At 72.6% G+C, this 12,923-nt stretch carries 13 protein-coding genes; 8 read left to right on the top strand and 5 right to left on the bottom strand.

Annotation, left to right across the window (positions count from 1 at the left end; translation table 11 throughout):
* Positions 1 to 246 precede the first annotated feature (246 nt).
* The 3 genes from rplM (at position 247) to glmM (ending at position 2,685) form a co-directional block, all read left to right on the top strand.
* Positions 247 to 690 carry a 50S ribosomal protein L13 gene (gene rplM / locus WHN02_RS01370; protein ID WP_434741707.1) on the top strand — a complete coding sequence of 148 codons (444 nt, stop codon included), beginning with the start codon at positions 247 to 249 and terminating at the stop codon, positions 688 to 690.
* 20 nt (positions 691 to 710) lie between these two features.
* Entirely contained in the window at positions 711 to 1,202 is a 492-nt protein-coding gene (gene rpsI / locus WHN02_RS01365) for a 30S ribosomal protein S9 (protein ID WP_434741706.1), read from the top strand.
* Between the two features lie 127 nt (positions 1,203 to 1,329).
* Positions 1,330 to 2,685, top strand: coding sequence for a phosphoglucosamine mutase (gene glmM / locus WHN02_RS01360; RefSeq protein ID WP_434741705.1), 1,356 nt, complete (start codon positions 1,330 to 1,332; stop codon positions 2,683 to 2,685).
* A 91-nt stretch (positions 2,686 to 2,776) separates the two neighbouring features.
* Here glmM and WHN02_RS01355 read toward each other — a convergent pair whose 3' ends face one another.
* Positions 2,777 to 3,964, bottom strand: a complete 1,188-nt coding sequence (locus tag WHN02_RS01355) for a pyridoxal phosphate-dependent aminotransferase (RefSeq protein WP_434741704.1) — start codon at positions 3,962 to 3,964, stop codon at positions 2,777 to 2,779.
* Between the two features lie 174 nt (positions 3,965 to 4,138).
* Between WHN02_RS01355 and glmS the strand changes: the two genes are divergently transcribed.
* Complete coding sequence (gene glmS, locus WHN02_RS01350) at positions 4,139 to 6,037, top strand: glutamine--fructose-6-phosphate transaminase (isomerizing) (RefSeq protein WP_434741703.1); 1,899 nt, start codon at positions 4,139 to 4,141, stop codon at positions 6,035 to 6,037.
* 56 nt (positions 6,038 to 6,093) lie between these two features.
* Here glmS and WHN02_RS01345 read toward each other — a convergent pair whose 3' ends face one another.
* Both WHN02_RS01345 and WHN02_RS01340 read right to left on the bottom strand, forming a co-directional pair.
* Positions 6,094 to 7,683 (bottom strand): alpha/beta hydrolase, encoded by a 1,590-nt coding sequence (locus tag WHN02_RS01345; protein ID WP_434741702.1) that lies wholly within the window; start codon positions 7,681 to 7,683, stop codon positions 6,094 to 6,096.
* Complete coding sequence (locus WHN02_RS01340) at positions 7,680 to 8,078, bottom strand: WXG100 family type VII secretion target (RefSeq protein ID WP_434741701.1); 399 nt, start codon at positions 8,076 to 8,078, stop codon at positions 7,680 to 7,682. The genes WHN02_RS01345 and WHN02_RS01340 overlap by 4 nt, the downstream gene beginning before the upstream one ends.
* Before the next feature lie 162 nt (positions 8,079 to 8,240).
* Between WHN02_RS01340 and WHN02_RS01335 the strand changes: the two genes are divergently transcribed.
* From WHN02_RS01335 to tsaE, 4 genes are read left to right on the top strand one after another with little or no spacing between them, the layout of a single operon-like run.
* The gene (locus WHN02_RS01335; protein WP_434741700.1) at positions 8,241 to 9,725 is read left to right on the top strand and encodes an NAD(P)H-hydrate dehydratase; all 1,485 of its coding nucleotides are present in this window, start codon (positions 8,241 to 8,243) and stop codon (positions 9,723 to 9,725) included.
* A gap of 9 nt (positions 9,726 to 9,734) precedes the next feature.
* Positions 9,735 to 10,856 carry an alanine racemase gene (gene alr, locus WHN02_RS01330; RefSeq protein ID WP_434741699.1) on the top strand — a complete coding sequence of 374 codons (1,122 nt, stop codon included), beginning with the start codon at positions 9,735 to 9,737 and terminating at the stop codon, positions 10,854 to 10,856.
* Positions 10,857 to 10,911: 55 nt separating this feature from the next.
* A complete protein-coding gene (locus WHN02_RS01325; RefSeq protein WP_434741698.1) occupies positions 10,912 to 12,003 on the top strand; it encodes an alpha/beta fold hydrolase in 1,092 nt (363 codons plus the stop codon).
* Positions 12,000 to 12,503: a tRNA (adenosine(37)-N6)-threonylcarbamoyltransferase complex ATPase subunit type 1 TsaE gene (gene tsaE / locus WHN02_RS01320; RefSeq protein WP_434741697.1), complete on the top strand. Its 504-nt coding sequence runs from the start codon at positions 12,000 to 12,002 to the stop codon at positions 12,501 to 12,503. Before WHN02_RS01325 ends, tsaE begins: the two co-directional genes overlap by 4 nt.
* On the opposite strand, the gene WHN02_RS01315 is transcribed toward tsaE, so the two are convergent.
* Together WHN02_RS01315 and WHN02_RS01310 are read right to left on the bottom strand one after the other, a co-directional pair.
* The gene (locus tag WHN02_RS01315; protein ID WP_434744122.1) at positions 12,487 to 12,663 is read right to left on the bottom strand and encodes a type II toxin-antitoxin system HicA family toxin; all 177 of its coding nucleotides are present in this window, start codon (positions 12,661 to 12,663) and stop codon (positions 12,487 to 12,489) included. The genes tsaE and WHN02_RS01315 overlap by 17 nt on opposite strands.
* A gap of 45 nt (positions 12,664 to 12,708) precedes the next feature.
* The gene (locus WHN02_RS01310; protein WP_434741696.1) at positions 12,709 to 12,921 is read right to left on the bottom strand and encodes a type II toxin-antitoxin system HicB family antitoxin; all 213 of its coding nucleotides are present in this window, start codon (positions 12,919 to 12,921) and stop codon (positions 12,709 to 12,711) included.
* Between the last annotated feature and the right edge of the window lie 2 nt (positions 12,922 to 12,923).

The following is a 12,923-nucleotide window of genomic DNA, read 5'->3' as shown; positions in this document are numbered from 1 at the left end:
TCTGATCTCTCTTTGCCGCCGGGGCGCGCCCGGGGGGACCCGTTTTGACCAGGCGACCCGGTGCCGGGTATCGTTGCCTGCTGTTGTACGACATCAAGAGGCGTTCCCCTCAGGGTACGCTTGGTCGTTCGTGCGCGCTGGTCCGGCTTGGAGTCCTGGTCAACTCGGAAACGAGTCCTGGTCAACTCGGAACACCTGGTCATCTCGGCGCGCGACCCCAGACCGACGACGAGACAAGGTAGACCTGTGCGTACGTACAGCCCGAAGCCGGGTGAGATCGAGCGTCAGTGGCACATCATCGACGCCTCTGATGTCGTGCTGGGCCGCCTGGCCACCCACACCGCCACGCTGCTGCGCGGAAAGCACAAGCCGACTTTCGCGCCGCACGTCGACACGGGCGACTTCGTCGTCATCGTGAACGCGGGCAAGGTTGCGCTGACCGGCAACAAGCGGCAGCAGAAGATCGCCTACCGCCACTCCGGTTACCCGGGCGGTCTCAAGCAGGTCGGCTACGAGGAGCTGCTCTCCAAGCGTCCCGAGCGGGCCATCGAGCTGGCCGTGAAGGGGATGCTCCCGCACAACAAGCTCGGCCGGAAGCTCATCAAGAAGCTGAAGGTCTACGCCGGTGCCGAGCACCCGCACGCCGCGCAGCAGCCGGTGCCGTTCGAGATCAAGCAGATCGCGCAGTGAGCGCGGGCGAAGGAAACAGCATGACCGACATCACCGAGACCGAGGTCGCCCCCGAGGTGACCGAGGCCGCCGAGGCCCCCGAGGCCGCCGAGGTGCCGGCGCCCGTCGCCCGCACCCACCGTGGCGAGCGGCCGATCCAGACCGTGGGCCGCCGCAAGGAGGCCATCGTCCGGGTCCGGATCGTCCCCGGCACCGGCAAGATCACCTGCAACGGCCGGGACCTTGAGGCCTACTTCCCGAGCAAGGTGCACCAGCAGCTGATCAAGGACCCGCTGGTCACCGCCGAGAAGGCCGAGAGCTTCGACGTCATCGCCAACCTGCGTGGTGGCGGCACCACCGGCCAGGCCGGTGCGCTGCGACTGGCGATCGCCCGGGCGCTGATCGTCAGCGAGCCCGAGGACCGCCCCGCGCTGAAGAAGGCCGGCTTCCTGACCCGGGACGCCCGGGTCAAGGAGAGCAAGAAGTACGGCCTCAAGAAGGCCCGTAAGGCTCCTCAGTACTCGAAGCGCTGATCTTCAGCAGCGCGTTGCACTTCTGACGAACGGCCGGTCCACCCCCCTGTCGCGGGAGGCGGACCGGCCGTTTCGTTTTGCACGATCTTCTCTTCAGAACCGACATCGTTAGCGAAGGTAGGCGGGTATGGGCCGGTTGTTCGGTACGGACGGCGTCCGCGGACGGGCGAACGTTGACCTCACGCCCGAGTTGGCGCTCGCGGTGGCGGTGGCCGCCGCGCACACGCTCGCCGAGACGGACCGCACCCATCCGCCGTTGGCGGTGGTGGGCCGGGACACCCGGGCCAGCGGCGAGATGCTGGAGGCGGCGGTGGTCGCCGGTCTGACCAGCGCCGGGGCCAACGTGGTCCGGGTCGGGGTGCTGCCCACCCCGGCGGTGGCGTTCCTCACCGCCGAGGCCAAGGCCGACCTGGGGGTGATGCTCTCCGCCTCGCACAACCCGATGCCGGACAACGGGATCAAGCTCTTCGCCGCCGGGGGGCACAAGCTTCCCGACGAGATCGAGGCCCGGATCGAGGCCGCCGTCGAGGCGAACGCCACCACCGCGTGGGATCGGCCTGTGGGTGCCGGTGTCGGTCGGGTGCACGACCTGCTCGACGGTGCCGACCACTACGTCCAGCACCTGATCGGGACCCTTCCGCACCGCCTCGACGGGCTCAAGGTCGTGGTCGACTGCGCCAACGGCGCCGCCGCCGAGGTCGCCCCGGTCGTGTACCGCGAGGCCGGTGCCGACGTCCACGCCATCTACGCCGAGCCGGACGGCCTCAACATCAACGACGGCTGCGGCTCCAACGACATCGCCCAGCTCCGCGAGACGGTGGTCAAGCTCGGCGCTGACCTCGGCATCGCCCACGACGGCGACGCCGACCGCTGCGTGGCGGTCACCGCCGACGGCGAGGAGGTCGACGGCGACCAGGTCATGGCGATCCTCGCCCTGGCCATGCAGGAGGCCGGCACCCTCGCCGAGAACACGCTCGTCGCGACGGTGATGAGCAACCTCGGCCTGCGTCTGGCCATGTCCGCCGAGGGCATCCGGCTGGTCGAGACCAAGGTCGGCGACAGGTACGTCCTGGAGGAGCTGCGCGCCTCCGGCCTGGCCCTCGGTGGGGAGCAGAGCGGACACATCGTGATGCCGGCGTACGCGACCACCGGCGACGGGGTGTTGACCGGGCTGCACCTGATGGCCCGACTGGCCCAGACCGGCAAGTCCCTGGCCGAGCTGGCCTCGGTGGTGACCAAGCTGCCGCAGGTGCTGATCAACGTCCCGGTCGGGGACCGGACCGTCGGTGCCGCCGCCCCGACCGTCCGCACCGAGGTCGAGCGGGCCGAGGCCGAACTGGGCGACACCGGTCGGGTGCTGCTGCGCCCCTCGGGCACCGAGCCGCTGGTCCGGGTCATGGTGGAGGCCGCCACCGAGGCCACCGCCCGGGAGGTCGCCGAGCGCATCGCCGACCGGGTCCGGGTCGCCAGCCCGGTGGCCTGAGGCTCGACGACAGTAGTCAGCCGGTGAGCCGGTGAGCTGACGCAGCCGGGTGAACTGGTGACCGGCGACGGCCGGTGAGCCGGTCAGCCGGTCAGCCGGTGAGCTGACGCAGCCGGGTGACCGCTTCGGTGAGGACCTCCGGACGCTTGCAGAAGGCGAACCGGACCAGCCTCCGGCCGGCTTCGGCGTCGTCGTAGAAGACCTGGGTCGGCACGGCGACTACGCCACACCGCTCCGGCAGGGACAGGCAGAACTCCACCCCGTCCGAGGCGCCCAGGGCGGTGACGTCGGCGGTGACGAAGTACGTCCCCGCCGGGGTGAGCACGTCGAATCCGGCGTCGGAGAGCCCGGCGGTCAGCTGGTCCCTGCGCTGCTGGAGACCGTCACGGAAACCGGTGTAGTAGTCGTCGGGCAGCGCCAGCGCCACCGCCACCGCCGGTTGGAGGGGGGCCGCGTTGACGAAGGTGAGGAACTGCTTGACCCGTAGCAGCGCCGAGACCAGCGTCGCCGGACCGCTCGCCCAGCCGACCTTCCACCCCGTGCAGGAGAACGTCTTGCCGGCCGAGGAGATGCGCAGGGTCCGCTCCCGCATTCCGGGCAGGGTGGCCAGTGGGACGTGCGGGGTGTCGGCGTCGGTGAAGACCAGGTGCTCGTAGACCTCGTCGGTGACCGCGTACGCGTCGTGCTCCTGGCAGAGTTCGGCGATCAGGGCCAGTTCGGCGGGGGTGAAGACCTTCCCGGTCGGGTTGTGTGGGGAGTTCAACAGCACGAGTCGGGTGCGGGGGCCGAACGCCGAGCGCAGCGCCTGCCTGTCGAAGGCGTACCGGCCGTCGGGGGCGGGACGGAGTGTCACCGGTCGCCGGACCGCCCCGGCCAGTGCGATCGAGGCGGCGTAGGAGTCGTAGTACGGCTCGAAGCAGACCACCTCGTCGCCCGGCTCGCACAGGGAGAGGATGGCGGCGGCGATCGCCTCGGTGGCACCGGCGGTGACGACGACCTCGCCGTCGGGGTCGTACTCCAGTCCCCAGAACCGGCGCTGGTGTTCGGCGACCGCCGCGCGCAGCGCCGGGATCCCGGGGCCGGGCGGGTACTGGTTCTGCCCGGTGCGCAGGGCCTCGGCGGCGGCGGCCAGCATCTCGGGCGGGCCGTCGGTGTCCGGGAAGCCCTGACCGAGGTTGACGGCGCCGGTGCGCAGGGCGAGCGCGGACATCTCGGCGAAGATGGTCGTTCCGAACGGCCGCATCCGGGCCACCAACGGGTCGTTCGTGGTCGTCGTCACATTCGCCAGGGTACGGCGCGGTGACGCCCCGTCGCACGCCCGCGCGGCGGCCCTGGCGCGCCGACGGCGGTTTGTCCGGCCGGTGCCCCCGGTGACCCAAACGATCAAAATGCCTGTTCGTTTACCAGGGTTCCGCGCACGCGTGGTGAGCGTAACTCCGCTAGGCTTCGGGTCATGTGTGGAATCGTGGGGTACGCCGGCAGTCGGCCGGCGCTGGGGATCGTGCTCGACGGGCTGCGGCGTCTGGAGTATCGCGGCTACGACTCGGCCGGCGTGGCGGTCGTCTGCGACGACGAGCTGCTGACCGAGAAGAAGGCGGGCAAGCTGGCCAACCTTGAGAAGGCGCTCGCCGAGGGGACCGCCTGCGCCGACGGCTCGGTCGGCATCGGCGACGGCACCACCGGGATCGGACACACCCGCTGGGCCACCCACGGCGGCCCCACCGACCGCAACGCCCACCCGCACGTCTCGCCCGACGGGCGGGTCGCCGTCATCCACAACGGCATCATCGAGAACTTCGCCAAGCTGCGTACCGAACTGGAGGACGCCGGAGTCCAGTTCACCAGCGACACCGACACCGAGTGCGCCGCCCACCTGCTCTCGGCAGCCCTCGCCGACCTGCGGTCGACGGGTGCCGACGACGGCCCCCGACTGCTCGCCGCCGCCATGCGCGCCGTCTGTGCCCGGTTGGAGGGTGCCTTCACCCTGCTCGCTGTGGACGCGGCCATCCCGGGCGCGGTGGTCGGTGCCCGACGCAACTCGCCGCTCGTCGTCGGCCGGGGCGACGGGGAGAACTACCTGGCCAGTGACGTCGCCGCGTTCATCGAACACACCCGGGAAGCGGTCGAGCTGGGCCAGGACCAGATCGTGCTGATCACCGGCGACACCATCGAGATCACCGACTTCGCCGGGCTCCCCGCCACCGGCAAGGACTTCCACATCGACTGGGACGCCTCCGCCGCCGAGAAGGGCGGGTACGACTGGTTCATGCTCAAGGAGATCGAGGAGCAGCCGCAGGCGATCGCCGACACCCTCCTCGGTCGACTCACCGAGACCGGCGAGATCGTGCTCGACGAGGTCCGCCTCAGCGACCAGGACCTCCGCGACGTCGACAAGATCTTCATCGTGGCCTGCGGCACTGCGTACCACTCCGGGCTGGTCGCCAAGTACGCCATCGAGCACTGGACCCGGATCCCCTGTGAGGTGGAGCTGGCCAGCGAGTTCCGCTACCGCGACCCGGTGCTGGACCGGGCCACCCTGATCGTGGTGATCTCCCAGTCCGGGGAGACCATGGACACCCTGATGGCGTTGCGCCACGCCAAGGAGCAGAAGGCCCGGGTGCTGGCGATCTGCAACACCAACGGATCCACCATCCCGCGTGAGTCCGACGCGGTCCTCTACACCCACGGCGGGCCGGAGATCGCCGTCGCCTCCACCAAGGCCTTCCTCACCCAGCTCGTCGCCTGTTACCTGATCGGCCTGCACCTGGCCCAGGTACGCGGGGTCAAGTTCGCCGACGAGGTGGCGGCCGTGGTGGAGCAGCTGCACCAGATGCCCGGCAAACTGCGCGAGCTGCTGGAGCGCATCGAGCCGGTCCGGGAACTGGCCCGGGAGATCAAGTCCGAGCCGACGGTGCTCTTCATCGGCCGGCACGTCGGCTACCCGGTGGCCCTGGAGGGCGCACTCAAGCTCAAGGAACTGGCGTACATGCACGCCGAGGGGTTCGCCGCCGGTGAGCTCAAGCACGGCCCGATCGCCCTGATCGACCAGGGGACGCCGGTGATCTGCATCGTCCCCTCGCCGGTCAGCCGGGGACTCCTGCACGACAAGGTCGTCTCCAACATCCAGGAGGTACGCGCCCGGGGCGCCCGGACCATCGTCATCGCCGAGGAGGGCGACGAGGCCGTGCAGCGCTACGCCGACCACCTGATCTACGTTCCGCGTACCCCGACGTTGCTCGCCCCGCTGATGACCACGGTCCCGTTGCAGGTGCTCGCCGCCGAGATCGCCGCAGCCCGGGGACACGACGTGGACCAGCCGCGCAACCTGGCCAAGTCCGTCACCGTCGAGTAACCGGGCACCGTCGGGCGGGAGGGACCGGCCGGGGCGGTGGTGGCCGGCCGGGCCGGTCATCCTCGACCCAGCACGATCCCGGCCATCCCGTCCAGCGCCGGATTGCCGTCCTCCCAGTAGCCGGTGTGACCGTGCCGGCTGCTGGGGAAGGTCCGCCCGCCGAACCCGGGGTGGCTCGGGTCGCGACCGAACCAGAGCCCGCCGTCGCTGCCGTCGACGAGTCCGGTCACCACTCCCAGCGGCGTCCCGGCCAGGGCCGCCCGTCGCAGCAGGTCCTCCGGCGGGCGGGTCAGTCGGATGACGTCGTCCGGTGCGGTGCTCGACCAGACCTGCCCGGCGGGCACCCGCAGCTGCCCGGCGTGGTCCACCCCCACCCCGGGGGATCCGACGAAGACCAGGGCGTCGGCGGCGAGACCGTGGTCTCGGGCGGCGGTGCCCACCACGGTCGAGCCGTAGCTGTGCCCGAGGACCGTCTGCCGGGCCGGCGGCCCCTCGTGGGTGGCCCGTAACCCCTCCTGGAACTGGTGCAGGGTCGGCCCGGCGTCGCGGGCCGGCCCGGACCGCAGCGCCTCGTGCAGGAAGTCCGGGGCGTCGTAGTCGAGCCAGAGCAGCGCGGCGGTCTCCCGGTCGGGGGCGAGCTCGGCGCAGCGGGACCGGACCCGGGCCGCCCGGCTCAGCTCCCCTGTCGCGTCGGCCAGCCCCGAGGTCATCCCCGGCACGTAGGTGAGCACGTTGTCGGCCCGGTCCGGGTTGCCCAACGCCACGATCGTCCGGCCCTCCCCGCCGGTCTCCAGACCCAGCAGGTACGCCCGGGGTGACTCGTCGCGGGTCAGCCGCTCGGTGAGGGCGCCCAGCCCGGCCAGTGCCAGGTCGACCCGGCGTAGGTCCAGCAGCTCCGCCGGGCCGCGCGGAAGGCGGGTCAGGACCCGGTCCCGCTCGGCCAGCAACTCGGCCCGCCGGTCCTCGACGAGCAGCCGGTTGGCCTGGTCCCGGGCGGCGGCCGGCACCCCGTCCAGGCGGCCCACGACTGTCGACTCGTGAAGGACCAGCCAGCGGCGCATGGCCGGGGTGAGCCCGTCCCACCAGGCACGGACCCGGGCCGGGTCGGCGTCGGCCGGTGGGCGCCCCGGGGGCGGTGGGCGGGTCCATCCCGACCCGGCGGCGTCGACGAGTTCGGCGAGCCGGGCCGCCGCCTCCCGGTCCGCCTGCCCGGCCAGGGTGAGCGCGGCGGTGATCCCACCGGCCACCTGGACCACTGCCGGACCGCTCTGGTGGGTCGGGCGCAGGGCTGCCGGGTCCGCCGACACCCGGCCCTGCCTGTCGATCAGCACCCCGGCGGAGTCGGCCCGCTCGACCGCGGCGGCCAGGCGGGCCTTGGCCACCACCAGCCGACCGGCGAACTCGGCGAGCACCTGATCGGCCTCGATCAGGGCGGGGGCGACGGACCGCAGCTCGCCCCGGAGCCCACCGATCCGGGTGCCGGCCGCCACGGCGGCCCCACCGGACCAGCCGGTGTGCAGCCGCCCGACGCGCTCCGTCAGCTCCTCGGCCCACCTGTCGACCCGGCCGACGAGCCCGCCCCAGGCGGCACCGGCCCGGCCCCAGGCCGGTGGGTCGGCGGCCCAGAGCTGGGCGTACCCGGTCATCGGGACAGCCGGGTCAGTCGTCCGGCGGCCCGCCGGTCGACGGTCTCGTACCCGTCGGCGGCGTGACCGAGCGCCCCGGCGGTCTCCGCCATCCGTGCCCCCAGGCGGCCACACCACCGGTGCACCGCCGCCTCCCACCCGACGAGGGCGGCCCCGGTCGACCACTGTGGTGCCGGCACGACGAGCCCGGGCACCCCGGCCAGCCCGTGGGCCAGCCGGTACGCCTGGTCGGCGAGCCGCCCCGACACCTCGCGCAGCACACCCGGATCCACCTCGAACGACTCCTGTCCCATCCTCGCCCCCTCGTGGCCGCCGCCCCGTCGAACCTCGCCCCCGGTGCCGCCGATCCGTCGGCCCTCGCCCCCGGTGCCGCAGACGTTAGGACGCCGGTCCACCGTCCGGAACGCCCTGTGGACAACCCGTGGCGGTCGTCCACCGGGGTCGTCCACAGGTCTTGCCGCCGGTGGAGCCGATGGGTAATCTGCGCGACCCGTGACCGATAGGGTGGCGGGGGCGATCGATGCGGTACGGCCCGAGAACCGACGAGACGGGGTGCCATGAGGCCGGTGTGGCGGGTCGCGGACGTACGGGCGGCGGAGGCCGGCCTGCTGGCCACCCTTCCCCCCGGCACGCTGATGCGGCGTGCCGCCGCCGGACTGGCCCGGCGCTGCGCGCTCCTGCTGGTCGACCGGGGCGGGGTGTACGGCGCCCGGGTGCTGCTCCTGGTCGGCTCCGGGGACAACGGCGGGGACGCCCTCTTCGCCGGTGAACACCTGGCCCGGCGCGGGGCGGCGGTCTCGGCGTTGCTCGTCGACAGGGATCGGGTGCACGCCGAAGGGTTAGCCGCGCTGCGGGCCGCCGGTGGGCGGGTGGTCGACGGTCCCCCGCCCACAGTCGACCTGGTGGTCGACGGCATCGTCGGGATCGGCGGCCGGGGCGGCCTGCGGGAGACCGCCCAGCAGTTGGCCGGTGGGCTGATCCGGCACCGGGGACGCGACGGCCACCGGGCCGTTGTCGTCGCCGTGGACGTACCCAGCGGGGTCGCCGTGGACACCGGTGACGTCCCGTCGACCGCCGCCGGGCGACCCGCCGCGGTCCACGCCGACGTGACGGTGACGTTCGGGGCCTGGAAACCGGCGTTGGTGGTCGGTCCGGCCGCCGCTTTGACCGGCGAGGTGGAACTCGTCGACATCGGCCTCGGCCCGTGGCTGCGCGGCACCCCGGCGCTGCACGTCGTGGAGGGTTCGGACGTGGCCGACTGGTGGCCCGACCTGGGGCCCGCGTCGGAGAAGTACACCCGGGGCGTGGTCGGGGTGGCGACCGGTTCCCGGACGTACCCCGGGGCGGCGGTGCTCTCGGTGGGCGGCGCGCTCGCCGGGCCGGCCGGCCTGGTGAGGTACGCAGGTGGTGCACGGGACGAGGTGCTCCGTGACCACCCGTCGGTGATCGCCACCGGGCGGGTCGCCGACGCCGGCCGGGTGCAGGCCTGGGTCTGCGGCTCCGGGCTGGGCACCGGTGCCGAGGCGGCCGGTGAACTGCGGGCGGTGCTCGCCACGTCGGTGCCGGTGGTGCTCGACGCCGACGCGCTGACCCTGCTCGTCGACGGGTCGATGGCGGATCTGCTGCGCCGTCGGGACGCACCGGTGGTGGTCACCCCGCACGACCGGGAGTACGCCCGGCTCTGTGGGGAGCAGCCGGGGGCCGACCGGGTGGCGGCGACGCTGCGGCTGGCCGCCTGGATGAACGCCGTGGTCCTGCTCAAGGGGGACCGCACCGTGATCGGTACGCCGGACGGCCGGGCGTACGTGAATCCGACCGGTTCTGCGGCGCTGTCCACCGGGGGGACCGGGGACGTACTGGCCGGGCTGCTCGGTTCGCTGCTCGCCGCCGGGGTACGCGCGGACCGGGCGGCGGCCGTCGCCGCGTACCTCCACGGGTCGGCCGGTCGGGAGGCGGCCCGGGGCGGCCCGGTGACCGCGCCCGACGTGGTGGCGGCGCTCCGCCCGGTGCTTGGTCGGGCCGGGGAGATCCCCTGGAAGTAGGCTGGGCGCATGTGGCAGGCCGAGGTACGCGTCGACCTCGACGCGATCCGTGAGAACGTGGCACGACTCCGGTCGGGCACCACCGCCGAGATGATGGCGGTGGTCAAGGCCGACGGGTACGGCCACGGCATGGTCCCGTCGGCCCGTGCCGCGCTGGAGGCGGGGGCGGAGTGGCTCGGGGTCTGCACCCTCGACGAGGCGCTGACGCTGCGCCGGGCCGGGATCACCGCACCGGTGCTGGCCTGGCTGCTCGCCCCCGGGCTGCCGTTGCACGAGGGGGTGACGGCCGGGGTCGACCTGAGCGCGGCCAGCCTCCCGCAGCTCGACGAGATGATCGAGGCGAGCCGTCGGGCGGAGCGCCCGGCCCGACTCCATCTCAAGATCGATACCGGGTTGAGCCGGGGTGGGGCCACCGTCGCCGACTGGCCGGCGCTGCTGGACGCCGCCGCCAAGGCCCAGGCCGACGGGCTGGTCGAGGTGGTCGGGGTGTGGAGCCACTTCGTCTACGCCGACCTGCCCGGCCATCCGACCACCGACAGGCAGCTCGCCGTCTTCCACGAGGGCCTGGACATGGTCGAACGGGCCGGTCTGCGTCCCCGGTACCGGCACCTCGCCAACTCGGCGGCCACGCTCACCCGCCCGGACACCCACTTCGACCTGGTCCGCCCCGGGATCGCCGTGTACGGGCTCTCCCCGGTCGCCGGTGAGCGGTACGGGCTACGCCCGGCGATGACCGCCCGGGCCCGGGTGATGCTCACCAAACGGGTGTCGGCCGGGACCGGGATCTCCTACGGCCACACGTACCACGTGGACCGGGACGCGACGGTGGCCGTGGTGCCCCTCGGGTACGCCGACGGGGTGCCCCGGCACGCCTCCAACTCCGGGCCGGTGCAGCTCGGTGGCGTCCGCCGCAGCATCGCCGGACGGGTCTGCATGGACCAGTTCGTCGTCGACTGCGGCGACGACCCGGTGGCCGCCGGGGACGTGGTCACCCTCTTCGGTGACGGTGCCGACGGCGCACCGACCGCCGACGACTGGGCCGAGGTGGTCGGCACCATCAACTACGAGATCGTCACCCGGTTCGGCGGTACTCGGGTGCCCCGGACCTACCACGGGGAGCGCAGCTCATGAGCGCGAGGAGTGCGCCGGTTCTGCGCGCCCCGCAGTCGCGAATCGGAGGTCGACCATGAGCCCTGCTCGATTTCGGTTGCCCCGGCCCCGGACCGCCGCCGGGAAGGTCGCCGGACTGGTCGGGGCGGTGGGGGTGGCCGCCGCCGGTCTCGCCGCCGGGGTGGCCACCGAACGCCGGATGGTCCGCCGGTTCAAGTCCGACCCCACCGACAGGTACGCCGACGAGGTCTTCGGCGACCAGCGGTACGACCAGGCGTACCGGTTGGAGATGCCGGACGGCACCGACATCCACGTGGAGGTGGTGGAGCCGACCCGCCCGGTCGACGGCAACCCGACCGTCGTCCTGGTGCACGGCTTCTGCCTGGACATGGGGACCTTCCACTTCCAGCGGAAGCTGCTGGCGGAGCGGGGTGAACACCGGATCGTCGCGTACGACCAGCCGGGGCACGGGTTGTCCGGTCGGCTGGAGAGCGGCGAGTACGACCTGACCGCCCTGGGCCACACGCTCCGCCGGGTGATCGACCGGACGGCCGCTCAGGGGCCGCTGGTGCTGGTCGGCCACTCACTGGGCGGGATGGTCATCATGGCGCTGGCCGAGCTGTACCCGGAGTTCTTCGCCGACCGGGTCGCCGGGACGGTCCTGATCGCCACCTCCGGCGGTCTGCTGGCGGAGACGAAACTGGTCGCACCGGCTCTGCTCGGTCGGCTCGGTTCCCCGATGCTCGCCATGGTCAGCAACGCCACCCGGTACGGCGGGACGGTGATCGACAGGGCCCGTCGATCCACCTCCAACGTGGCCTGGCTGCTCACCCGCCGGTACGGCTTCGGCACGCCGAACCCCAGCCCGGCCCTGGTGTCGTACGTGGAGACGATGAACTCGCGTACCTCGGCCGACACGGTGACCAGGTACCTGCGGACCATCGCCACCCACTCCCGGTATCCGGCCCTGGGTGCGCTGTCGGGGGCCCCGGTCCTCGTGGTGGTCGGCGACAAGGACATGATCACGCCGGTGGTCCACTCCGAGGAGATCGTCAGGCGGCTGCCGCACGCCGAGTACGTGAAGATCTCCGACAGTGGGCACGTGGTGATGCTGGAGCACGCGGACGAGGTCAACGCCGCGCTGGAGCGGTTCCTGGAGGGGTTGTGAGCGACACCGTGCGGCTGCCGACACCGGCCGACACGTACGATTTCGGCCGCCGCCTGGCCGCCCTGCTGCGCCCCGGCGACCTGGTGCTGCTCACCGGCCCGCTGGGTGCCGGGAAGACCGCCCTGACCCAGGGCATCGGCGCCGGCCTGGGGGTGTCCGGTGACGTCACCTCGCCGACGTTCGTGATCGCCCGGGTGCACCGCCCGGACCCGGCACGGGGCGGCCGGACGGCGCTGGTGCACGCCGACGCGTACCGGCTGGGCGACGCTGCCGATCCCCGCGCCGAGATCGACGACCTCGACCTGGACGCCTCGGTCGAGGACTCGGTCACCGTGGTCGAGTGGGGCGAAGGGCTCGCCGAGCACCTGACCGACGCCCACCTGCGGATCAGGCTCGACCGTCGCGACGACGACACCCGCTTCGTCGAGCTGGACCCGGTCGGTGGCGACTGGGCGGGACGGCTCCGCGCCCTGGACGGCCGGCTCAGCGAATCAGCCTGACGAACTCACCGGGCGTCAGTCCGGCCTGACGCAGAATCGAAGCCAGGGTGCCGCGTTTGATCGTGGCGTGTTGCGGCACGACCACCACGTTACCGGCGGCACTCCGGTAGACGGCGTGACTACCCTTCGTCCGAACCTGCTCGAAGCCGGCGCGTCTCAGCCCCTTCGAGGACTTTCCGCAGAGGGAGGTCGGCGAGGGCCGGGCTCACGCGGCCCGGCCCACCTGGAACGAGGTGACCAGTGGAGTCGTCTCGATAGTCGGGTGGGTGACCTCGTCGAGGTACGTCTCGACGGCTTCTCGGAGGTTCGAAAGCGCCTCGTCCACGGTCTCGCCCTGGCTGGCCACATCGAGCTCCAGGCATCGGGCGACGTACCAGTCGTCTTCCTGGTGCACGGCGGCAGTGAGCGTCCGAATCATCG

Origin of the sequence: Micromonospora sp. SH-82, assembly GCF_051132485.1 — a bacterium.
Classification (GTDB): Bacteria; Actinomycetota; Actinomycetes; order Mycobacteriales; family Micromonosporaceae; genus Micromonospora.
This window is presented reverse-complemented; position numbering and strand designations above follow the sequence as displayed.